This window comes from Streptomyces sp. NPDC000878 (assembly GCF_053599695.1).
The window spans coordinates 45,102-65,374 of sequence record NZ_JBSFMT010000039.1 but is presented as its reverse complement, the minus strand read 5'-3'; the positions used below and the strand labels follow the sequence as shown (position 1 = coordinate 65,374).

Genomic DNA, 20,273 nt, shown 5'->3' with positions numbered 1-20,273 from the left:
CGGGCGCGAGCCTCCCGACCGTCGGGCGTGACCTGGTCGTCGAAGGTGCGGGGCTCGCCGTCCACGTCACCGGCCACCGCACGCCCGGACGGACCGTCATGGACATCAGGCACCCGGCTCATGGCTGCACGAGATTTCGCAGGTCGGCGAAGCGACGGTCGCCTACAGGTACTCAACTACCTAGCAAAAATGCAAAGAAGCGGCCCCCGGTGGTGTTGGACGCACCGACCGAGGGCCTGACCGACCTACCTGACCAAACCAGGAGACCGGATCCATGGATCATCCCATGCCGCCTGCCGACGCCGTGCGCGATCTGCTCGTGGCCGTCCTTGAGGCCCTCGACATCCCGTCGCCCGCGACCGTCGGCGACACCGAGACGCACGACCGGATCCTGAACGACCGCGCCATGCACGCGAAGATCGCCCTCCGCAGCACGCTGGAGGGCCACCCCCTCGGCACCGAGTGGACGACCACGTACCTGCGCGAGCGCCTCGCTGAGCACCCGCCGACCGGCTACCAGCACTGGAACACCGACCGCACGAAGGCCGACCGATGAGCGCGGCCCGCACGGTCACCGTGCACACCCGCGACCACGGACCCATCACCGTGCCCGAACCCGCCTGGTGCCTCGGCAACCACCAGCCCGGCGGCTACCGGGCGGAGATCCTCCACCTCGGGCCCGCCGTCGACCTGACCTTCCAGGGCTTCCCGATCAGCATCGCGAGCCTTGAGCAGTCCCCGTACGCCGACGGCCTCAGCCGCGAGCCCGGGGTGTCCGTGTCCATGGTCACGCAGGCCTTGGACCCTGACGGCCTGGACGCCCTGGCGGCGGTCCTGGTCGAGCACGCCGCTGCCCTGCGGCACCTCGCCCGGGAGCTGGCCGTACTCCTCGCCGGGGGTGCGCGGTGAAGCGTGACCCCCTGCTGTGGGCCGCGCTCCTGGCGGTCCTCGTCGTCCTCGCGTCTGCTGAGTACGAACTCGCCGTCGCGTGCGGCTTCGGTACGTACGTCGCTGCCGGGGTGCCGGCCGCGCTGGACGTGTACGCGCTCGCCGCGCTCCGGGCCCGGCGTGACGTCCTGGTCGTCGTCGTCGTCCTGGTCGCGGTGAACGCCGCGAGTCACCTCGTGGCGGTCGGTCTACTGCCGGTGTCCGTGGGCCTGGTCGTCGCGGTGTCGGCGATCGCCCCGCTCGTACTGTGGCGCGTCCACAGGCTCAGCGAGGCCACACCGGAACCGGTAGACGCCGTGCCGGAACTGGCGCCGGAACCGAGTTCCGCCCCGCCGGAACTGGCGGAACCGATCACCGTAGAGCGGGCCCCCGAACCCGTCGACGCCGTACCCGTCGCGCCCGTCCTCGGCCCCTGGGCACCCCTGCCGGAACTCCTCAACGGAACCGGCGGAACAACGCGCGGAACCGGCCCTGACCTGCTGGACAATCACTTCCGCGACGCTGCGAAAGTGATCGGCGGAACCGCAGCGGAACCAGCACCGGAACCAGTTCCGCCCCTGGTTCCGCTCGCCGGAACCGGCGCCGCCGACATCCTCTCCGAGGACAGCCAGAACACCACCTTCGAGGCCCGCGTCACGGCCGTACGGAACTGGCTGGAGTCGGAACCGGAACTCACCGGAACCGAGATCGGCCAGCGCCTGGACGTGAGCGACGGCTACGGCCGGCGCCTGCTGCGAGCGGCCCGCGACGGCTCGTGATCCTCGCCGCGTTCTTCGGGCTGTCCGCCCTGCTCGCCCTGTTCGCGCTGCACGACGTGCCCCGCATCTCCGGGTCCGTCGCCTTCATCGTCACCCTCGCCGCGCTCACCGTGGCCATCCTCCGCTGAGGCTCCCCATGCACCCCATGAATTATGTGACTTACGGCGGCGTCACCGTCGGCCTCTGTCTCCTCATCCACCGCGTCGTCACCTGGTGGCCCGGCCGCAAGAGCCTCATGAAAGACCCGATCAAGCACGCTCAGAAACTGCTGCCCTGGCTCGCTTCCTGGTGTTACGGCTGCCTCACCACCCTCGGGGTCGCGGGGCTCATCGGAACCGCGTCCAGCGCCGTCCTCGGCCTGTCCAACTGGCTCGGCGACGCCGCGTTGGTGTGGGGCGTCGGCGAACGCAGCGGCCAGCTCGCAGCCCGTGCCACGTTCGTACCGCTGACGGGGCCCGGGAACTGCCTGGTGCTGATCCTGACCGTCGGGTTCATCGCGGCCGTGAAGAAGGCCGGCGAGGAGGAGTCGGCCGTACTGAAGCGAGGCGCCTGGTGCGGCATCACCCTCGGCACGTCGGCCGGGGTCGCGGGGTTCGCCGCGGTGCCGCTCGCGCAGGCCGCGAACTGGGTCGCGGGCATCGTCTACGGGGCATTCCAGTGAGCGCCCGCAGGAAGCCCGAGGAGCCCGAAGAGGAGCCGTCGCGGGCAGCGGGCGGGTGCGTGCTGGTCGTCCTCGCGGGCGTCACGGTCGCTGCGGTGTTCGTCGCCTCGCCCACCGTCGGGATCCTCTCCCTGTGGATCGTGGGGGCGCTGCTGCTGTGGCGCTCGGCACGGCGAATGTCCGATTCGTCCGCCACTCCCCCACCGGAAGGGGTTGCCCCCTCTGGCGACGTTTTCGCAGTTGGGGAGCCTGTCGTCACGAGAGTGGTGAAGGGCCCGGAAGGGGTTACGTGGACGGTGCACGTAGCGCGCGAGGAGGTGAACGGCGAATGATCCAACGCCTGTTGATCCTCGTCGTCCGGACCTACGACTACTGCAAGACGTGCGGGTGGTGGGTGAAGGACTGCGGCCACCCGCAGTGACCCGGCAACGTAACCGCCCCGCCCTCCAGAAGGAAGGCGGGGCGGTCGCGCTCAAGCCCCACGGGGGGCGAGCGCTACGGGGCGGCGGACACACATCACACCGCCCCGCCTCCGGGCGGAACACCGCCCGGAGCTCTGTGGCACGTACAGCCGCACCGCAGGATCATGATGGGGACTTCCCAGGCAGGCGCCCCCTCACGCCGAATGACCTTCGGGCCGGTGCAGTAGTGGTGTGCACCGAGGCCGCACTCGGGGGACTTCTCGTCACCGCTCACAGGGGCCGGTCGGCGAACGGGACCAGGCCGTAGGACTCACGGCACGGCCGGCACGCGAACGCGCCGCCACCGGGACCGCTGCCCTGCTCCTGTACCTGGATCAGCCGGACACCTGAGGCGTGCGCCTGGTGCCAGGCGCAGTACCCGTAGCTGCTGGGGGTGGGCTGCGCGGGTGCGGGTGTGGGATTCTCTGTCACGTCGACTCCAACCAGTCGTCCACGCCCCCGGCCGGTGACACGGCGCGGGGGCTATCTCATGTGGCGAAACTACCCCTAGTGCGGGGTAGTGCACCCCCACATACAGCCAACTTCTACCGATCGCGGGCGTGCCGGACCCCTGCCTACCGTGCACTCATGATCGAGGAGTGGGCGCAGGACCGCCCGAAGTGGGAGCAGATTGCCGAGGTGATCCGTACGCGGATCGCTGACGGCACGTACCCGCCGCGATCGCGCGTCCCATCGGTGCAACAGATCGTCAGTGAGACAGGCGTCGCAGTGGACACCGCTCAGAAGGTGCTGGCGAACCTCCGGGAGGAGGGCGTGATCTACACCGTGCGCGGCATGGGCTCGTTCGTCGTCGACCAACCGCTGACGGAGGACCCAGGGCAGCGGTGAGGGCCGCCGCGTAAAGCGACGGCCCTCGAGAACGCGAACCTCGCGTTCACTCTCGCCGGTTCACCTCGACCCCGAGCCGTGCACCCAGCTCGACCAGGCGGTCGGGATGCGCTGGGCACACCTGCTCGTGCCGGGTCACCACCAGGCCGGCCTCCGACACCAGGGTCGTCAGCTCACACGACGGGCAGGCGCCTTCCAGCGTGGCCGTACGGTGCGTGGTGACGGCCTGCTTCAGCTCGTCCGGCAGATCGTCGTGGCAGGTGGGCAGGTAGAACGTGAACCGGCCGCGCTGCCACAGCTCCATGTCGGGCAGCGCCGACACCAGCCGGGGTGTCTCCTGGCGGGCGTTGGCGAGCAGCTGCTCGTTGCGGACCCGCAGAGCACGGCGCCGCTCCTTCGCCTTCCGACCGTTCATCACCCACTCCTCCTGCCCGTGAACGCGAAATCGACGTCCGGCCCGGCGACCTTGCGGACACCGCGGCGCATCTGGCTGAGCAGGTGCGCGTTCTCCTGCCGCTGGTCGACCCGGAACTCGATCACCGTCTTGTTCACGGCGCCCCTGCGCGCGCTCGCGGGCGCCATGTCCCACGACCCGGCCGTTGGCGTTTCGACGAGGGAGGCCATGGACCGGTTTACTGCGGACCGCTGCCCGTCGACACCCTTGATCAGGCCCTGTGCCGTGTACTGGCCGACCAGCGCCATCACCTTCGACGGGGACTTGATCCCGAGGGCTGCGCGGATGGCCTTCGACATGCCGCGCGCGATGGTCAGCATCTGGCGCTCGATGGCCTTCTGCTGCGACTGGAGTCCCTTCACGAGGCCCTGAGCGGCCCGGATACCAGCTCCGTACATTGCGTCCCCGGCGGTCGCCCCTGCCTGGTTCGCAGCCCTCACGAGGGCGCCTTGCTGGCTGTTGATCTGCTTGATCTGGCCCGAGTTCGCGTTGGCCAGGGCAGCAGCGGCGGAAGATCCGCCCTCAACGCCCGCCGTCGCGATCTGCGAGATCAGGTCCGCGCGTACGCCCTTCTTCCGGAGCGTGGCGAGGTTCTTCGCGAAGGCCTGCGCGGCCACCGTGTCCGCCCGCAGGCTGGCGAGAATCGACTCGGCAGTCTGGGGCCAGCCGCCGGTGTCCTGCGACGTGATGTTCGCGGAGTCGAGCACCCCCTTGGCGACGTCCGCCGCGAGCTTCTGGCGGGCCTGCCGCAGGTCGTCCAGGCGCTTCGTGGACGTCCTCAGCCGGGCCGCGAGGTTCTCCTCCCGCTTGGCCAGGGCGAGGAGCTGCTTCGTGCCCGACCCCAGCGTGCCGAGGGCCTTGGAACGCCTCTTCCCGGGCTTGAGGCTGTCGGCGATGATGTCCGCGAGCTTCCGGGAAGCCGCCCTGACCTCCTTCGTCGACCCGGTCAGCCCGGCGATCAGACCTCGGGCGATCCAACGACCCTGCGCTTTGGTGACCTTGGACGGGCTCGCGATCCCGAGCGCCTTCGCGATCGGGCCCGGAATCACCGACTTCGCCCAGCTGATCAGCTGAGACTTGATCCAACCGCCCATGGACTGGATGCCGGACCACAGGCCGCGGACCACGTCCGCGCCCTTGGAGACCAGCAGATCGGACAGCGAGCCGAGCCCGGAGCTGATGCGCCCGGGCAGTCCCCTAATCCAGCTGACCAGTTCCAACGCCTTGCGGACTGCGGCGTCCTTCATCCGGCCGAAGTAGCCGCTGACCATCCCGGGCAGCCGGCCGAGGAAGGCGACGGCGGACAGGACGATCGAAATCGCGCTCTGGATCTTTTTCCAGACCCAGTCCCAGACTTTGCCGGTCCACTTCTGGATGGTGCTCCAGTTGGCGATGATCAGCGCAACGAGGCCGATGACCACGGCGATGACCCAGCCCACCGGGCCCATGGCGATCAGCCACTGTGCGGCCATGACCGCCGCCCAGGCGATCGCCCGCGCGGCCATCATCGCGAACTGAGCGATCGCCACCGCTGCCACGCGCAGCACCGCAACCAGAAAAGTTGCGGTCATCCGTGCACCGGCCAGCAGCCACGCACCGGCAGTACGGGCGGCGTTCAGTACCGCTGCCCCTGCCGTCGCTGCGAACGCGCCGACGGCGCGAAGCTGCATCATCACCCAGGCGCCCGCCGTACGGAGCGAGGCACCAACCTGGATCGCGGCGCTTTTGACCGAGGCCGCGCCGGTGGCCGTCCACCCCCACACGACTCGGCTGGCTGCGACGGTCGCAGTGACCCCCATCAGGACCAAGGCGGGGACGAGGACACCGGCGATGACAGCGCCCGCGATCTTGAATGAAGTGGAGTGCTCACGGACAAACCCGAAGGCCTTGCCGAGCGCCGGGATCACCCTCCCGCCCAGGAACTCCACCAGGTTCTGCTGCAGGTTCTGCTTGAACTTGGTCACCTCGTACGCGGGTCCGGACCTGATTCCGTCCCCGAGGTTCTTCATCGAGCCACGGGCCTTGTCCATGCCGGACGAGGCGGCGGCGCCGGCCGGATCGAGGGCGAACAGTGCGTCCCCCATCACGGTCCCGGGGTCGCCGAACAGGGCTGTCGCGGCGTTGAGCTTGACCGTCTCGTCCTTCGTGCCCCGCAGCGCGTCCAAGGTCATCTGGAGGGCCTGTTGCCCAGACTTCCCGCCCTTGGCGAGCTTGTCCCGGACGGTGTCCGCGTTCACGCCGATCGACTTGAACGCGCCGTCCACGGCAGTGCCGCCCGCGACGGCCTTCTCGCCGAACTGGCCGATGGCGTCCGCGACCTGGTCGCTGTCGCGGGCGCCCGCGTCGATGGCCTGGTCGATCAGACCGAACGCGGTCTTCCCGTCCAGGCCGACCCGCTTGAACTGCACCGAGTACTCGTTGATCGTGTCGAGGAAGTCCTCGCCCTGGTTCGCTGAGGTGGTGAACCCCTTCGCGATCAGGTCGAACGCCTCCGCTGATGACCCGGCGAGCCCGGTCACCAGCAGCTTCTGAGCCGCGCGGACGATCCGGCTGTTCTCCTCGCCGTACTTCGTCGACAGGTCCGATACCGCGGTGCCGATCGTGGCGAGCTGGCTGACCGTCGCGTCCGGAGGGACCAGGCCGGACTTCGCGACAGCGGCGATGGAGTCCATGCCTGACTGGAAGTCGGCGACGATGGCGTCCTTGTAGAGCTGGCCGGCGGCTTGGCCGTAGCGCTGGGCCTGCGCGGGTGTGTCGGCGAGGCCGGCAGTCGCGACGGCGGTGATCTGCGACTGGTCGAGGGCCTCTTGCAGTCCGGACATGAGGACCGCTCCGGCGGCGAGGCCTGCTCCGGCGGCGAGTCCCTTGATCTTGTCGAAGGTTCCGCTGAGGCGTTCCCCGAGCCCGCTCGCGCTTTGGTCGGCTCCGTCGGCGAGCCCTTCTCCGAGGTTCTGTCCAGCCTGTCGTCCTGCGTCCTCGGCGTCGTTGCCCATGCGGCGCCCGGAGTTCTGGAGGGCGTTCTCGACACGGCGTAGGCCGGGGTTCACAGCGCGGTCGTCGACGGACATGATCGCCCGGAGTTCGCCCACGGTCAGTGACACGGGTCAGCCCTCGCTGTCCTGCAACGCGTCGACCAGGCCCGGGATGAGCCCCGCGGTGTGCGCGAAGCCCTCGCGGGTGCCCGCCAGTTCCCGCGCCAGCTGGGAGCGCATGCCGCCCTGGTCTCCGAGGGCTTGGGCGAGCGCGACGGCCAGGAGGCGGTGTGCGGGTACGGCTTCGGCCCGGCCGACACCGACCGCTGCGACACTCGCGCTCGGGTGGTCCTGCGCCACGAAGTCGTAGGCGCGGGACGGCCACGGGTTGTTGTCGCTGCGTCCGAGTTCCTCGTTGATCCGTACGCCCTCGGTGGAGACGTCGCGGATCGTGGTGTGCCGGTCGGCAGCGGCGGTGACGAGGGCCTGAACGGAGCCGATGACGGCCCGTACAGCGGTCGCGATCGGGTCGGCAGAGTCTGCCTTCACCAGGGCGTGGATGCGGTCGCTCGTGGCCCGGGCGCGGGCGTCGAGGTCTGCGGCCTGGGCTGCCTTCAGCTTCCGCTCGGCGGCCGTGACGCGCAGTCCGGCGAGTTCGGCGAGCTGCTTCTGGCTCGCCATCTGGTCGGCGGTGATCTCGGTGTCGCCGGAGCGTACGCGTTCGGCGAGTACGTCGATCAGGGCTGCGGCTTCGTCGGCCTCTGCGCGGGCGGTGGTCAGCTGCTCGCGGGCCTGGGCGGGGGTGAGGGTGAGGGTGTCAGGCATCGTCGGCACCTCCCCGTGCCTGCTGAGCGGCCCACGCGGACACCATCTCGCGGCGGTAGGGGGAGAGTGCCTCCCAGCCGGCGGTGCCGTGCAAGGCGGCGTCGGCCTTCAACTGCTTGTCGCGGGCCTCGCGTTCGGGTGCGGTGGCCGCGTTGCGGGCCTGCTGCTTGGCGGCGAAGTCGGCGGCGACCGCGCCGAACAGGTCGGTGCTGCGGTGCTGGTCTTGAGATCCCATGTCGCCCCCTGTCACCGGAAGTAGTTGCGGCGGTTGGGGTCGGCCGCGTCGCTGGCGACGGATGAGTGGGTGGCGGTGCGGATGGCCTGGTCCTTGAGCTTGGCGACGGCGGCGAGGTACGGGGCGTCGGGACTGCCGGCCTCGACCGTGTAGTTGTTCTTGGTGAAGTAGTCGATGTAGGCCGGTACGTCGGTGTAGGCGACGCCTGCGACGAACCAGGGGGTGTCGGGTCCGCCGTCTGTCTGGAAGGGGCCGTCCGCGCTTCGGGCGAGGTTCGCTGAGGTGATCTTCATGCGGGCCGTCCGGGGCGCTGTGTGGACGGGCGGCGGTCAGGTCCTGGTGGTGTTCCGGTCTTGCGGTGCTGCTGCGAGATCGTGGCCTTCGCGGCTTTGACTCGTGCCTTGCCCTTCGCCATCGCGTGTCTCCTCGAATCGGTAGTGGTCGAGGTCGCGTTGGGTGGTTACCCAGGGCCGGCCGGCCCTGGAGGACTTGATGCGGCCGGAGCTGAGTAGTTCCGTGGCCCACCGTCTCGTGCATCCGAGTTGGTCGGCGACCTCGTGCGCTCCCAAGATCTCGGATTCGCCGACGGTGCTTCCTTCGGAGGAAGTAGGGGCTCCTGTGGCACCCGAGGCGGCGCGATGTAGGGCAATCAGTAGGGCGTGCATCTCGGGGGTGAGTGCGGCGCCGTGGTCGCGTTCCTCGGCTTTGCAGTGGCGCCACAGGATGCTGAAGAGGCGGGCTGCGGTGCGGGCGGGTACGCGTACGGAGCCGTCGGCGGCGAGCAGCTGCTCAGGCGCCGTCACGACCGCGCTCCGGGGCGATGCCGACACGGCGCAGGCTGGCGTCCAGGCGGCGCTGGTCGCGCGTCAGCCGTGCCTGCATGCGCGGTGACTGCTCCTCAGCCTTCAGTGCAGCCGCGGTGACCTCGTCCAGCGCGGCGGCGGCCTGGATGGCAAGAGTGCCGGCCACTTCCACGGTGTCGTCATCACGGCCAAGACGGGCCAGCTGCGCGCGGAGACGGACCTGCGCGGCATCGAGGAGCGCGCGGCCGGGATAGCCACGACGACGGGCCAGCGGGGCGGTGGGGAGGGGCTGGTCGGGCATACGGGGCTCCGGGGTACGAGGGGGTAGGAACGCGCCCGGGTATGTCCGCGCGTCGTCAAGGAACCAGGGGGGAACCGGTTCCGGTTCCTGAGCGGGACCGGTTCCCTGGGGTGGTTGTTCGGGGTTGGACTACTGGTCTGCGGGGGCGTCGTAGCTGGCTTCGGGTGCGGGCAGGAGGATGCGGTGGTGGTGCTCGGGGTCGGGGTAGGTGCTGAGGATGTGCACCCCGCCGTTCAGGTAGGCGGGAACGAGCGTGGTCGTGGCGACGTCGCCGTTGGTGCTGCTGATGACGACGGCCCATCCGACGACCGGGAAGCACGTGACGGCCCAGGGGTCGTCGAGGCCGAGGAGTTCGAGGGTGGTGCCGGGCTGAGCGGGTGTGAAGCTGACGATGCTGCCGGGGCTGAGGTTCATACGGGCTCCTACAAGGAGGGGGCTTGTTCGCCGTTTTCACGGGCCTCGTCGCGGGCCTTGGCGCGTTCCATGGCGCGCTCGAAGAGGCCTTCGCGGCCGGTTTGCTGGCGGGCAGCAGCGCGGGCGCGGGCGCGGTCGAAGACGGTGGTGCCGGTCGCTGGGTCGTAGCCCGGGCCAGTGCTTGCGGAAGGGGTTGCGCGGGCCGGGGGTGAGGCGTTCATGGCCTCGTTGACGAAGGTGGGGATGGCGCCGGGGGCGTAGCCCTTGACCATCCAGGCGGCGAGGCCGCGGCGGATGTCGTCGGCGTCGATGTTCTCGTCGAGGAGCGTTTTGATCTGCTTGGCGACTTGGCCGATGACGCGGGATGGCGGTCGCTTGGCGCAGCGCTCCAGCCACTCACCGACGATCGTCTGTGCAGTGACGGGCGCGTCGGCGTCGTCGACGATCTCTCCCTGGACGACCTCGTCTTGGTTCTCGGTTTCTGAGCGAGGGGTAGCCGTGGCTACCCCTTCATCTGCCGACAACACTTCAGGGGACTTCTGGGACTGGGAGGGACTCTTGGGGGGCTCTCCGCCCCTAGCCCTAGGGGCTGTGCGCCCCTTGCCTAGGGTCTCTCCGCCCTCAGGCTGGGGTTCCTCTGCCCCTAGCCCTAGGGTCTCTCCGCCCCTAGCCCCGTCCGGGATGATCAGGACGTAGCGGGTGCGGGCGTGCTCCGTGCGGGCCTTCACCTTGTCGGGACGGTGGCGCTCCAGCCACTCCCTCTCTTCGAGGACGTCGAGATGCGTCCGCACGGTCTTACGCCCCATCCCTGTTGCCGCTTCGAGCGTGCCCAAGGACGGCTGGAACCGGTCAGGGATGATCCCGGTGTTCATGTCCGCCCAGGTGGCGATCGTGAGCGCGAGGTGGCGCGAAGGCGGCGGCAGGTCGCTGCGCCGGATCGCGCGCTCGTACTCGAATCGGCCAGGCATCAGGCGCCCCTCGTTGGTGCGGGTACTCCGGAGGCCCCCAGCACGGGGCTGGGGGCTTCGGTGTCGTACTGGTCGGTCACGGGCGGGGCGCCCACTTTTCGCCGGTGATGGCGTCGCGGTGGGCGTAGAGGCTGACCGCGTTACGCAGCGCCTGCCAGTCGCCGTCGGGGTCGGTCGACACGGCGAAGACGGCGGCGATCGCGTCCAGGGCGACGCTGAAGGCTGCTTCCTGGGGGGTGTCGGCGCCCAGGGCCGTCCACTTGCTCACGGTGGCCGGCTGGTCGACGCGGTCGCTCACGGCGGCGGCCTGGACGGCGAACGGCAAGCGTCCGGTGGGCGCGGTAGCCGTCATACGGGGAAGAGTCGTACGCTGCATTTGAGAGCTCCTTCTGCGTCGGCCGGGTTGCCCCCCGGCCGTTCGCGTTTTCAGCTGGCTTGCTGGTGGGTGGTCTCGATCGACGGCGTCACGGTTGTCTCCGTGGCGCCGTTGTCGTTCCGGCGGGGGCGCGGCTGAGCCAGGCCGAGCAGGGCGACGATTCGCCGGCACTGCGCGTCTGTCAGCGGTCGGTCGCGGTAGACGTCGGCGAGGGTGCGCTGCGGGCGACTCACGTCAGCTCCTGCATGGTCCGGACAGCCTCGGCGTACTGGCCGAGTAGCGGGCCCCGGGGCGTCCGGCGTCCGGACTCCCACAGGGCAACCGCCTGTGCCGTGACGCCGACAGCGGAGGCGACCTGAGCCTGTGTCAGGCCCGCCGCTTCGCGGATTGCCTTCCGCACGGCAGGCGCCGGAAGCTCCGGGCGCACGTTTCGGAGGGAGCGGATTTTCTCCGCAACCGTTGAGGTCATGTCGGTAGCTTGCACGCCTGCCGACTTGCTTGTCAAGCATGTCTGCAAGCTGCGTTGTTGACTTGCTGTATGGGCATTGAGACCATCAGGGCGTGACGAATAGCGAGAAGCCCCCGCAGGGCAAGGTGGTGCAGCTCGGCACCGCGTATGACCCCACTCCACAGCTGGCCACGAAGGTGCAGCCCACCGGTGATCCGGACCTGTACCGCTTCACCTCTGAGCCGGTCAGCGGCGGCGAATGGTCGGCGCAGGGCACCGCTACCCGCTCCCCGAGCGGCCTCGTACTCAGCACTCTGGAGGTACGAGCGGGCTCGTCAGCGCTGAGCGGCGTCACCGGCAACATGCTGCGCAAGGTGCCGGTCGGCGTGATCCTCAACCACGTACGGGCCGATGTCGCGCTCCTCACACCAGTCGAGCCGCAAGCACCACAACCCGAGCGAGCACCGCGCAGGGGCGGCCGTGCAGCTCTTTCTGACGACCTGCTGCGGCAGGTAGCCGTGTCGTATCTGCGAGAGACCGCCCCAGACCGCCCCGCAGGAGCACTGCAACGCCTCGCCACCGAGTTCGAGCGTCCCAAGGGCACCATCCGGACGTGGCTCACCCGGGCCCGCGCAGACGGCTGGCTCGGCCCGAGCGTGAAAGGCCGCGCCGGCGCCGAACCGGGGCCGCGCCTCCAGGCCGAGAAGTAGAACGGCCCCTTCCTGAGTCGAGGAGGGGCCGCAGCGCGTCAGGCCTCGATCGGCACCAGGCGGCCAGGGTCGAACCGGTTACCCATACTTCGGTCGTGCGGCAACACGTCGTATCCCGGCACCAGGGCCAAGACGACTTCCCGCTTGTCGACCGGGGACAACTCCGCCCACCCTGCGGCAACATCATCGACGGCAAGCAGTCGACGCAGCACCATGGGCGCACGCGACGTGAGCAGCGCCCGTGACTCCTTGATCCGGGCCTCAATGATCCCCCGTCCCTCGCGGTACTCCAGAAACGTGATCTCCCGTCGGGCGAACATGCCAGCCATCAGCTTCAGCTGCTGCTCGTCCTCCGCCAGCTCTGCGCGGGCCTCGTCGGTCACCTCGGTGTCGGCGACCGTACGGAGCCGCTGCAACACCTGCGACTGACCAAGGAGTTCGAGGATCTGACGCTCCACCTCGTCCTCGGCGAACGCGGCCTTAACCGTGATCTTTCCGCAGCCGCCGTTCGGCGTCGCGCACCAGTAGCGCTTGCCGTTGATCCCAGACCAGCCGTGCAGCATCAGCCCGCACTTCGAGCAGCGCAGCACCCCGGTAAGCCACCGTTGCAGCGTGAGATCCACCGACCGGTGCCGGCCTACGAGTCGCGCCCGTACTTGCTCCCAGCGCTCTTCGGGCACGATCGGTTTCCATACGGCCTTGCCGACGATCTCCCGCTTGTACTCGCGCAGTCCGGCCACGGACGGCTTGGAGACGACCGAGCGGACGGAGCGGTCCGACCATGGGGCGCCGGTCACGGTGGGCACGCCCCTGCCCCGTAGGTCCGCGGCGATGGAGTTGAGCGACTCCCCCAGCTCGGGATCGATCCGCTCACGCTGCTCGTCCGTCCAGCCGTCCCAGTCTCCGAGGATCCGCGCGGCGATCTCGCGCAGGATCTTCGCCTCGTCCTCGATGGGCTCGTGGCCGGCCGCAGTGAAGCCGTAGCCGCGGTATCCACCGCCGGGCGGCTTGCCCTCGGCGGCCAACTCCTCGTGCTTGCGCGTGACTCGGCGGGCGGTGTCTCGGGAACTCTTGTTGGCCACGGCGCACATGATGCGGGCCACGGTGATATCGGCATCGTTGGCGAGCCGCAGGGAGCCAGTCACGGACTCCACGGGGATGCGGGGCCGGCAGGACTCCACCACATCGATCAGGTCTTCGAGGTCGCGCGGGTCGCGGGCGACGCGGTCCAGGTCGTCGGCGATCAGCCCGTCCCATTCTCCCGAAGCGAGCCCATCGAGAGCGGTACGGAAGCCGGGCCGAACCGTACGGAGCGCGGTCGAACCGTCGGGAAGCTTGATTCGGCGGCGCTTGAAGGCGGAGGTGTCGTCCTCGGGGATGACCTTGACGATCGTCCAGCCGAGCCGGGCCGCGAGGGCGCGGCCGTCCTCTTCCTGCCTGCCGATGCCCTTGGACAGTGCCTGTACGCGCTGCTTGGCGGCCTCGGCATCCTCGCCTTCGGCCTCTTCAACTGCCTTGCGGTAGCTGATGCGGAGCAGGAGCACGGCCCGTTGTGGAGTCATGTCCCATAGGTTACCTTCGACATGTAGGATCGCCGATGCCGTTCACCTCACGCAGTTCGTCCACGGACCGGTATCCGCCGTGCTGGGTGCGGTAGTCGATGATGTGCTGCGCCAGCACAGGGCCGACCCCCGGCAAGGTGTCGAGCTGGTCCACGGTCGCCGTGTTCAACGAAACAGGCGCCGCCGGTCCGGCCCCCGCCCCACCCACTGCCACCGCACCCGAGCCGACCGCACCACCCACGACCACCCCCGGTACGGGCACCGCTCCGCCGACCACCACCTGTTCGCCGTCCACAAGGAACCGCGCCCGGTTGAGCCCCTCGGTCTTCGTACCCGGACGCACCCCACCCGCGGCCCGCAAGGCATCGGCGACCCTGGACCCGGCCGGCAGCCGATGAACCCCCGGCTCGCGCACCTTGCCGCTGACGTCCACCACGATCTGGGCCCCGGCCACTCCACCCACGACACCCCGGGGAGAGGCCGCCGCATCCGCCCGCGCCGCCCCGAACGGAGCCGCCGCCCGAACCACCTCCGGCGCTCGAACGGGCTGGGTACGCCCCGTCCAGAAGTGCTGTCCGGCGAGCACCGCGGCGGCGACCAGCACGACCGTGAGCGCCACCACGCTCCGCCGCTCCAGACCGCACCGCGCCTGCAACCACACCGGCATCCGCTCCCGCACCGCAAGCCCGGCCCGCTCCTGCCAAGCCCCGGCATCACGACCACCCACGGCACCGCCGCCACCGACCTCGACACCGGCACCGGCACCGGCACCGCGGACACCGACATCACCGACCTCGGCACCGGCATCGGCACCGCCGACCTCGACACCGGCACGGCCACCGCCACCCGCACCCGCACCCGCACCCGCACCAACGTCAGCGCCGACACCACCACCCGAAGCGTCAGCCACACCAACGGCACCCCTACCGACGGCCACACCCGCGCCCGCACCGGAACCCCCACGCCCAGTCCCCGGCCCGACGAACAGCTCCCCTCCCCCACCGTCCACCTCCCCGGCATCCCGCCCGTCACCCGGCGGCCCGTTCCCCAACTCCCGTCGTTCCAAAGCCCGTTCGCCGAAGAGCACCTCCGCCCGTCGGCGGATCTCGTCGGCCGACGCCTGACGCTGTCGGGCCCGGCCACGAGGACGGCGATGGCCGTGCCGGACGCGGCCGTCGGACATCGGGCCGCGACCCGGGCCGCTGGTCGGAGTGGTCGCGTGTGAACGTGATCGAAGTGCCATGCGCCGAGGATGGAGCAACCCGCCCCACCCGCGATGATCTTGCCCAATTCCGGTGGATTACCGGCTGGTTGTGGATAACTCCGTCACCCACACGAGTGCCGCACCCAGGCCCGGAGCCGCCCGACCCCCAACTCACCGAAGCCCTACGGGACGGGATCCCTCACCGAGGAGAGACAACCGCCCCCAACAACCCGGGCCCCGTATGCGCCCCGATCACCGCCCCCACCTCGCTCACATGCAGCTCGACCAGCCCCGGCACCCGTACCCGCAACCGGTCCGCGAGGGCCGATGCCCGGTCGGGGGCGGCCAGATGGTGAACGGCGATGTCGACCTGCGCGTCGCCCGCCCGGTCGGCGACGATCTCCTCCAGCCGGGCGATGGCCTTGGAGGCAGTCCGCACCTTCTCCATCAGCTCGATGCGTCCGCCGTCCAGCTGCAGCAGCGGCTTCACCGCGAGGGCCGAGCCGAGGAGGGCCTGCGCGGCCCCTATCCGGCCGCCGCGGCGCAGATAGTCGAGGGTGTCGACGTAGAAGTACGCGGCCGTGCCCGCGGCCCGCTTCTCCGCGGCCGTGACGGCCTCGTCCACCGTGCCGCCCGCTTCCGCCGTCTCCGCCGCGGCCAGGGCGCAGAAGCCGAGGGCCATCGCGACCATGCCGGTGTCCACCACCCGCACGGGCACCGGCGCCTCACGGGCCGCCAGCACGGCGGCGTCGTACGTGCCCGAGAACTCGGCGGAGAGGTGCAGCGAGACGATGCCGGTGGCGCCGGACTCGGCGACCTTGCGGTAGGTCTCCGCGAAGAGCTGGGGGCTGGGGCGCGAGGTGGTGACGGACCGGCGCTTCTGGAGCGCCTGGGCCAGGGAACGGGCCGAGATCTCGGTGCCCTCTTCGAGGGCCCGGTCACCGATGACGACGGTCAGCGGCACCGCGATGATGCCGTGACGCTCCATCGTCCGCGGCGGCAGGTAGGCCGTTGAATCGGTGACGATCGCGACATGGCGGGACATGAGCTGGAGGTTACCTGCCGTAGCCCCTGGACGGCAGCCCGCCCCTTTCACCTGCGACGGGACCGGAGCCCGCCCGCCGGGTCAAGTCGTGCTCTCGGGACGGGGTTTCTTCTGCCAGGGGTAGACGGGCTGCTGGACCGGCGGGGTGATCGCGGGCCGGGTCTGCTCGGCGGCCCGGCGTGCGTCGGGGCTGTCCGGCCAGGTCTGCTGGGCCGCCGCACCGTCGGCTGCCGGGGCCTCGGGCCAGGGCGGCGGCGCGGGCGCAGGAGTCGCCGTAGGAGTCGGCGTGGGTTCCGTGGCCGTCGTCCAGTGCCGCAGGGCGCCCGCCTCGACGTCTATCTGTGTCCTCAGGGAGTCCAGGTCGTCGTTCGCGAACCGGGTCGCCCGGTCCCGGGCCGCCCAGCGCAGCGAGTCGGCGGCCTGCGTGATCTGGTCGGTGCGCTCGCGCAGGCCGGGCAGGCGCGCGGCGAGCGTCGTCCGGTCGGGCTCGGACTCCAGCCGCTTGAGGTCGGCGTCCAGCTCATGGCCGTGCGCGCTGAGCCGCTCGAAGAGGCCGAGAGACTCCTTGAGGGACTCGTCCTCGGCCACGCCCGCGTGCAGCGCGTCCTGCGTGGACCGCATCGACGTCCGCAGCTTGAGCCTGAGCTGGGCCAGCTCACCGGCCGGACCGAGCTGGGCGTAGGACTTGGCGCGCAGGGTGGTGTCCTCGACCGTGCGGCGGGCCTGCGTGATCGTCCGGTCCACGCCTCTCTTGGCCGCGCCGATCACCTTCACCGTGGCGTACACCCCCAGCACGACGAACAGCAGGAAGAGCAGGGCGACAACTGCGACAGCGGCTTCCACGACGCTCCTCCTCCTACAGGTCGCGGCCGTCCGAGCCGCTCTTCAAAGGTAAACGCAAAGGGCAGGCCCGGAGTTCCAAAAGAACCCCGAACCTGCCCGTAGGGGACTACCCGGAGCGGCCCGAAAGGCCACCCACGCCTGCCCCCGCGCCTACAGCAGCGCCTACGCCGTGACGATGTTGACCAGCTTCGGCGCCCGCACGATCACCTTGCGGATGCCCGCGCCGGCCAGCGCCTCCACGACCTTGTCGTCACCCAGCGCGGCCTTCTCCAGCTCGTCGTCGGAGATCGACGGCGAGACCTCCAGACGCGCCTTGACCTTGCCCTTGATCTGTACGACGCAGGTCACGCTCTCGTCCACGACGTACGCGGGGTCGGCGACCGGGAAGTCCTGGTGGACGACCGACTCGGTGTGCCCCAGCCTGCGCCACAGCTCCTCGGCGATGTGCGGGGCCAGCGGCGCGACCAGCAGCACCAGGGCCTCGGCGACCGGGCGCGCGACCGGACCGCCCGCCTTGGTCAGGTGGTTGTTCAGCTCGGTGACCTTGGCGATGGCGGTGTTGAACCGCAGTCCCTCCAGGTCCTGGCGGACGCCGTCGATCGCCTTGTGCAGGGCACGCAGTGCCACCTCGTCGGCCTCGGCGTCGACGACGGTGACCTCGCCGCTGTCCTCGTCGACGACGTTGCGCCACAGCCGCTGCAGCAGCCGGTACTGGCCCACCACCGCGCGCGTGTCCCACGGCCGCGACACGTCCAGGGGACCCATCGCCATCTCGTACAGGCGCAGCGTGTCCGCCCCGTACTCGGCGCAGATCTCGTCCGGAGTGACCGCGTTCTTCAGGGACTTGCCCATCTTGCCCAGCAGCCGGGAGACCTTCTCGCCCTGGTAGTAGTACGCGCCGTCGCGCTCCTCCACCTCGGCGGCCGGTACGGCGATGCCACGGCTGTCCCGGTACACGAAGGCCTGGATCATGCCCTGGTTGAACAGCTTGTGGAAGGGCTCGACCGAGGAGACGTGCCCCAGGTCGAACAGCACCTTGGACCAGAAGCGCGCGTACAGCAGGTGCAGCACGGCGTGCTCGGCGCCGCCGACGTACAGGTCGACACCGCCGTGCGGCTGACCCGCGCGCGGGCCCATCCAGTACTGCTCGATGGCCGGGTCGACCAGCTTCTCGCTGTTGTGCGGGTCCAGGTAGCGCAGTTCGTACCAGCAGGAACCGGCCCAGTTGGGCATGGTGTTGGTCTCGCGGCGGTACTTCCGCGGGCCCCGGCCGTCACCCAGGTCCAGGGTGACGTTGACCCAGTCCGCGTTGCGCGACAGCGGCGTCTCGGGCTCGGTGTTCGCGTCGTCCGGGTCGAAGGTCCGCGGCGAGTAGTCCTCGACCTCGGGCAGTTCCAGGGGCAGCATCGACTCGGGCAGCGAGTGGGCGACGCCGTCCTCGTCGTAGACGATGGGGAAGGGCTCGCCCCAGTAGCGCTGGCGGCTGAACAGCCAGTCGCGCAGCCGGAAGTTGACGGTGCCCCGGCCGATGCCCTTGCGCTCCAGCCACTCGGTGATGCGCGCCTTGGCGTCGGCGACGGACAGGCCGTCCAGCGAGATGTCACCATTGGCCGAGTTGATGATCTTCGCGTCGTACGCCCCGAAGGCGTTCTCCCACGTCGAGGTGTCGGTGCCACGCCCGTCGGTCGGCTCGACGATGCAGTGGACCGGCAGCTCGAAGGCGCGCGCGAACTCGAAGTCGCGCTGGTCGCCGCAGGGTACGGCCATGATCGCGCCGGTGCCGTAGCCCATCAGGACGTAGTCGGCGATGAAGACCGGGATCTGCTCGCCGTTGACCGGGTTGGTCGCGTACGCGCCGATGAAGACGCCGGTCTTGTCCTTCGCCTCGGCCTGCCGCTCGACGTCGGACTTCGAAGCTGCCTGCGCGCGGTAGGCGGCGACGGCCTCGGCGGGCGTGGCGTGACCGCCCGTCCAGACGTCGTGGGTGCCCTCGGGCCAGGCGGCCGGGGTGAACTTCTCGACCAGCGGGTGCTCGGGCGCCAGAACCATGTAGCCGGCGCCGAACAGGGTGTCGGGGCGGGTGGTGAAGACCGTGATGGCCTCGCCGTCCACGGGGAAGTCGACGTGGGCGCCCTCGGAGCGGCCGATCCAGTTGCGCTGCTGCAGCTTGATGGCCTCGGGCCAGTCCAGCGCGTCCAGGTCGTTCAGCAGCCGGTCGGCGTAGGCGGTGATGCGCATGTTCCACTGGCGCAGCTTGGCCTTGAACACGGGGAAGTTGCCGCGCTCGGACCGGCCGTCGGCGGTGACCTCCTCGTTCGCCAGTACGGTGCCCAGTCCCGGACACCAGTTGACGGGCGCCTCGGAGGCGTACGCCAGGCGGTACTCGCCCAGGATGTCGGCGCGCTCGGTGGCGGTCAGCTGGTTCCACGCGCGCGCGTGGTCACCCGGTACGGCGCGCTCGCCGGTCTCGAACTGGGCGACCAGGTCGGCGATCGGGCGGGCCTTGTCCGCCTCCTCGTCGTACCAGGAGTTGAAGATCTGCAGGAAGATCCACTGGGTCCACTTGTAGTAGTCCGGGTCGATGGTGGCGAACGACCGGCGCCTGTCGTGGCCCAGACCCAGCCTGCGCAGCTGGACCTTCATGTTCTCGATGTTGGCCTCGGTGGACACCCGCGGGTGCGTGCCGGTCTGCACGGCGTACTGCTCGGCGGGCAGGCCGAAGGCGTCGAAGCCCAGGGTGTGCAGGACGTTGTGGCCGGTCATGCGCTGGAAGCGGGCGAACACGTCGGTCGCGATGTAGCCCAGGGGATGGCCGACGTGCAGGCCCGCGCCCGAGGGGTACGGGAACATGTCCATGATGAACTTCTTGGGCTTGGCGGCCAGCTCGGGGTCGCCCGCCAGGTCGCCGCTCGGGTTGGGGGCGGCGTACGTGCCCTCGGCGTCCCAGAAGTCCTGCCAGCGTGCCTCGATGTCGGCCGCCATGGCGGCCGTGTAGCGGTGCGGCGCTGCCACCTCGGCGGGGGCAGCGGGGTTCGTCTCGCTCATGGTCCTCAAAGCTCCATCGATCGTCTCTGCCAGCGGCTTGGAAATGAAAAAACCCCTCGCACAGGAGGGGACGCCGCGCTGATGCCGGCCACGATTCGTCAGTGGTCGGGACTGATCAGCGCGGCTCGCTAAGCAGAAGGCGTACGGCACGCATGGCGTCAGGGTACCGCAGCCGTCGAGCGTGCCGCGACGGAGTTCCGGGGTCGCGTGGCACCGGGTGCCACACCCGGGGTGGCCCTCACAGGACCCCCACACATCTTCCTCATGCCCCGACGGGCACGTGAATCGCCACACAGCAAAACCTGAACCAGGTTCAATAATTACTTCGCGTAACAACCCCTATGGGGCATCACAACGGCCTCACAGCCCTTTGGTAACAGCGCAATAACTC

General features: G+C 70.0%; 25 protein-coding genes. 8 read left to right on the top strand and 17 right to left on the bottom strand.

Annotated features, from left to right (window positions below; translation table 11 throughout):
* The first annotated feature begins 274 nt into the window (after window positions 1-274).
* Genes ACWDR4_RS29640 through ACWDR4_RS29615 form a run of 6 tightly spaced genes read left to right on the top strand, consistent with a single transcriptional unit; the run spans window position 275 to window position 2,699 of the window.
* On the top strand, window positions 275-556 hold the full coding sequence (locus ACWDR4_RS29640; RefSeq protein ID WP_450413164.1) for a hypothetical protein: 282 nt from the start codon (window positions 275-277) through the stop codon (window positions 554-556).
* Window positions 553-909, top strand: coding sequence for a DUF6907 domain-containing protein (locus ACWDR4_RS29635; RefSeq protein ID WP_450413163.1), 357 nt, complete (start codon window positions 553-555; stop codon window positions 907-909). Before ACWDR4_RS29640 ends, ACWDR4_RS29635 begins: the two co-directional genes overlap by 4 nt.
* Window positions 906-1,706 carry a hypothetical protein gene (locus tag ACWDR4_RS29630; RefSeq protein WP_450413162.1) on the top strand — a complete coding sequence of 267 codons (801 nt, stop codon included), beginning with the start codon at window positions 906-908 and terminating at the stop codon, window positions 1,704-1,706. The genes ACWDR4_RS29635 and ACWDR4_RS29630 overlap by 4 nt, the downstream gene beginning before the upstream one ends.
* A complete protein-coding gene (locus ACWDR4_RS29625; RefSeq protein ID WP_450413161.1) occupies window positions 1,703-1,834 on the top strand; it encodes a hypothetical protein in 132 nt (43 codons plus the stop codon). Before ACWDR4_RS29630 ends, ACWDR4_RS29625 begins: the two co-directional genes overlap by 4 nt.
* A gap of 17 nt (window positions 1,835-1,851) precedes the next feature.
* Window positions 1,852-2,367 carry a hypothetical protein gene (locus tag ACWDR4_RS29620; protein WP_450413160.1) on the top strand — a complete coding sequence of 172 codons (516 nt, stop codon included), beginning with the start codon at window positions 1,852-1,854 and terminating at the stop codon, window positions 2,365-2,367.
* The gene (locus tag ACWDR4_RS29615; RefSeq protein ID WP_450413159.1) at window positions 2,364-2,699 is read left to right on the top strand and encodes a hypothetical protein; all 336 of its coding nucleotides are present in this window, start codon (window positions 2,364-2,366) and stop codon (window positions 2,697-2,699) included. Before ACWDR4_RS29620 ends, ACWDR4_RS29615 begins: the two co-directional genes overlap by 4 nt.
* Window positions 2,700-3,059: 360 nt before the next feature.
* Here the strand turns inward: ACWDR4_RS29615 and ACWDR4_RS29610 are convergent, their stop codons facing one another.
* On the bottom strand, window positions 3,060-3,260 hold the full coding sequence (locus tag ACWDR4_RS29610) for a hypothetical protein (RefSeq protein WP_450413158.1): 201 nt from the start codon (window positions 3,258-3,260) through the stop codon (window positions 3,060-3,062).
* Window positions 3,261-3,416: 156 nt separating this feature from the next.
* Here ACWDR4_RS29610 and ACWDR4_RS29605 point away from each other — a divergent pair, with 156 nt between their 5' ends.
* On the top strand, window positions 3,417-3,677 hold the full coding sequence (locus tag ACWDR4_RS29605) for a GntR family transcriptional regulator (RefSeq protein ID WP_450413157.1): 261 nt from the start codon (window positions 3,417-3,419) through the stop codon (window positions 3,675-3,677).
* Window positions 3,678-3,723: 46 nt separating this feature from the next.
* On the opposite strand, the gene ACWDR4_RS29600 is transcribed toward ACWDR4_RS29605, so the two are convergent.
* The 11 genes from ACWDR4_RS29600 to ACWDR4_RS29550 all read right to left on the bottom strand — a co-directional run bounded on the left by ACWDR4_RS29600 (window position 3,724) and on the right by ACWDR4_RS29550 (window position 11,494).
* On the bottom strand, window positions 3,724-4,092 hold the full coding sequence (locus tag ACWDR4_RS29600; RefSeq protein ID WP_450413156.1) for a hypothetical protein: 369 nt from the start codon (window positions 4,090-4,092) through the stop codon (window positions 3,724-3,726).
* Complete coding sequence (locus tag ACWDR4_RS29595; RefSeq protein ID WP_450413155.1) at window positions 4,092-7,232, bottom strand: phage tail tape measure protein; 3,141 nt, start codon at window positions 7,230-7,232, stop codon at window positions 4,092-4,094. The genes ACWDR4_RS29600 and ACWDR4_RS29595 overlap by 1 nt, the downstream gene beginning before the upstream one ends.
* Window positions 7,233-7,235: 3 nt before the next feature.
* Window positions 7,236-7,928, bottom strand: coding sequence for a hypothetical protein (locus ACWDR4_RS29590; protein ID WP_450413154.1), 693 nt, complete (start codon window positions 7,926-7,928; stop codon window positions 7,236-7,238).
* On the bottom strand, window positions 7,921-8,163 hold the full coding sequence (locus ACWDR4_RS29585; protein WP_450413153.1) for a hypothetical protein: 243 nt from the start codon (window positions 8,161-8,163) through the stop codon (window positions 7,921-7,923). Before ACWDR4_RS29585 ends, ACWDR4_RS29590 begins: the two co-directional genes overlap by 8 nt.
* Window positions 8,164-8,174: 11 nt before the next feature.
* Window positions 8,175-8,456, bottom strand: a complete 282-nt coding sequence (locus tag ACWDR4_RS29580; RefSeq protein WP_450413152.1) for a hypothetical protein — start codon at window positions 8,454-8,456, stop codon at window positions 8,175-8,177.
* Between the two features lie 496 nt (window positions 8,457-8,952).
* On the bottom strand, window positions 8,953-9,267 hold the full coding sequence (locus ACWDR4_RS29575) for a hypothetical protein (protein WP_450413151.1): 315 nt from the start codon (window positions 9,265-9,267) through the stop codon (window positions 8,953-8,955).
* A gap of 129 nt (window positions 9,268-9,396) precedes the next feature.
* The gene (locus ACWDR4_RS29570; protein WP_450413150.1) at window positions 9,397-9,681 is read right to left on the bottom strand and encodes a hypothetical protein; all 285 of its coding nucleotides are present in this window, start codon (window positions 9,679-9,681) and stop codon (window positions 9,397-9,399) included.
* Window positions 9,682-9,689: 8 nt separating this feature from the next.
* On the bottom strand, window positions 9,690-10,649 hold the full coding sequence (locus ACWDR4_RS29565; protein WP_450413149.1) for a hypothetical protein: 960 nt from the start codon (window positions 10,647-10,649) through the stop codon (window positions 9,690-9,692).
* 76 nt (window positions 10,650-10,725) lie between these two features.
* On the bottom strand, window positions 10,726-11,025 hold the full coding sequence (locus tag ACWDR4_RS29560; protein WP_450413148.1) for a hypothetical protein: 300 nt from the start codon (window positions 11,023-11,025) through the stop codon (window positions 10,726-10,728).
* Between the two features lie 50 nt (window positions 11,026-11,075).
* Window positions 11,076-11,258, bottom strand: coding sequence for a hypothetical protein (locus ACWDR4_RS29555; protein ID WP_450413147.1), 183 nt, complete (start codon window positions 11,256-11,258; stop codon window positions 11,076-11,078).
* Window positions 11,255-11,494 (bottom strand): helix-turn-helix transcriptional regulator, encoded by a 240-nt coding sequence (locus ACWDR4_RS29550; RefSeq protein ID WP_450413146.1) that lies wholly within the window; start codon window positions 11,492-11,494, stop codon window positions 11,255-11,257. Before ACWDR4_RS29550 ends, ACWDR4_RS29555 begins: the two co-directional genes overlap by 4 nt.
* A gap of 92 nt (window positions 11,495-11,586) precedes the next feature.
* On the opposite strand from ACWDR4_RS29550, the gene ACWDR4_RS29545 reads away from it, so the two are divergent.
* The gene (locus ACWDR4_RS29545; protein ID WP_450413145.1) at window positions 11,587-12,183 is read left to right on the top strand and encodes a hypothetical protein; all 597 of its coding nucleotides are present in this window, start codon (window positions 11,587-11,589) and stop codon (window positions 12,181-12,183) included.
* Between the two features lie 38 nt (window positions 12,184-12,221).
* Here ACWDR4_RS29545 and ACWDR4_RS29540 read toward each other — a convergent pair whose 3' ends face one another.
* From ACWDR4_RS29540 to leuS, 5 genes are all read right to left on the bottom strand, one after another.
* Window positions 12,222-13,745: a recombinase family protein gene (locus ACWDR4_RS29540; protein WP_450413144.1), complete on the bottom strand. Its 1,524-nt coding sequence runs from the start codon at window positions 13,743-13,745 to the stop codon at window positions 12,222-12,224.
* Between the two features lie 10 nt (window positions 13,746-13,755).
* Window positions 13,756-14,988, bottom strand: coding sequence for a helix-hairpin-helix domain-containing protein (locus tag ACWDR4_RS29535; protein ID WP_450413143.1), 1,233 nt, complete (start codon window positions 14,986-14,988; stop codon window positions 13,756-13,758).
* Window positions 14,989-15,148: 160 nt separating this feature from the next.
* Complete coding sequence (locus ACWDR4_RS29530; protein WP_450413142.1) at window positions 15,149-15,994, bottom strand: DegV family protein; 846 nt, start codon at window positions 15,992-15,994, stop codon at window positions 15,149-15,151.
* Between the two features lie 81 nt (window positions 15,995-16,075).
* A complete protein-coding gene (locus ACWDR4_RS29525; protein WP_450413141.1) occupies window positions 16,076-16,837 on the bottom strand; it encodes a hypothetical protein in 762 nt (253 codons plus the stop codon).
* 162 nt (window positions 16,838-16,999) lie between these two features.
* Entirely contained in the window at window positions 17,000-19,882 is a 2,883-nt protein-coding gene (leuS, locus tag ACWDR4_RS29520) for a leucine--tRNA ligase (RefSeq protein ID WP_450413140.1), read from the bottom strand.
* Between the last annotated feature and the right edge of the window lie 391 nt (window positions 19,883-20,273).

Bases quoted from the DNA above. Each gene is read 5' to 3' on its own strand.
- ACWDR4_RS29535 (WP_450413143.1), bottom strand. From the start codon at position 14,988: ATGGCACTTCGATCACGTTCACACGCGACCACTCCGACCAGCGGCCCG.
- ACWDR4_RS29550 (WP_450413146.1), bottom strand. From the start codon at position 11,494: ATGACCTCAACGGTTGCGGAGAAAATCCGCTCCCTCCGAAACGTGCGC.
- ACWDR4_RS29570 (WP_450413150.1), bottom strand. From the start codon at position 9,681: ATGAACCTCAGCCCCGGCAGCATCGTCAGCTTCACACCCGCTCAGCCC.
- ACWDR4_RS29560 (WP_450413148.1), bottom strand. From the start codon at position 11,025: ATGCAGCGTACGACTCTTCCCCGTATGACGGCTACCGCGCCCACCGGA.
- ACWDR4_RS29640 (WP_450413164.1), top strand. From the start codon at position 275: ATGGATCATCCCATGCCGCCTGCCGACGCCGTGCGCGATCTGCTCGTG.
- ACWDR4_RS29585 (WP_450413153.1), bottom strand. From the start codon at position 8,163: ATGGGATCTCAAGACCAGCACCGCAGCACCGACCTGTTCGGCGCGGTC.
- ACWDR4_RS29580 (WP_450413152.1), bottom strand. From the start codon at position 8,456: ATGAAGATCACCTCAGCGAACCTCGCCCGAAGCGCGGACGGCCCCTTC.
- ACWDR4_RS29540 (WP_450413144.1), bottom strand. From the start codon at position 13,745: ATGACTCCACAACGGGCCGTGCTCCTGCTCCGCATCAGCTACCGCAAG.
- ACWDR4_RS29635 (WP_450413163.1), top strand. From the start codon at position 553: ATGAGCGCGGCCCGCACGGTCACCGTGCACACCCGCGACCACGGACCC.
- ACWDR4_RS29620 (WP_450413160.1), top strand. From the start codon at position 1,852: ATGAATTATGTGACTTACGGCGGCGTCACCGTCGGCCTCTGTCTCCTC.
- ACWDR4_RS29530 (WP_450413142.1), bottom strand. From the start codon at position 15,994: ATGTCCCGCCATGTCGCGATCGTCACCGATTCAACGGCCTACCTGCCG.
- ACWDR4_RS29575 (WP_450413151.1), bottom strand. From the start codon at position 9,267: ATGCCCGACCAGCCCCTCCCCACCGCCCCGCTGGCCCGTCGTCGTGGC.
- ACWDR4_RS29590 (WP_450413154.1), bottom strand. From the start codon at position 7,928: ATGCCTGACACCCTCACCCTCACCCCCGCCCAGGCCCGCGAGCAGCTG.
- ACWDR4_RS29605 (WP_450413157.1), top strand. From the start codon at position 3,417: ATGATCGAGGAGTGGGCGCAGGACCGCCCGAAGTGGGAGCAGATTGCC.
- ACWDR4_RS29565 (WP_450413149.1), bottom strand. From the start codon at position 10,649: ATGCCTGGCCGATTCGAGTACGAGCGCGCGATCCGGCGCAGCGACCTG.
- leuS (WP_450413140.1), bottom strand. From the start codon at position 19,882: ATGAGCGAGACGAACCCCGCTGCCCCCGCCGAGGTGGCAGCGCCGCAC.
- ACWDR4_RS29600 (WP_450413156.1), bottom strand. From the start codon at position 4,092: ATGAACGGTCGGAAGGCGAAGGAGCGGCGCCGTGCTCTGCGGGTCCGC.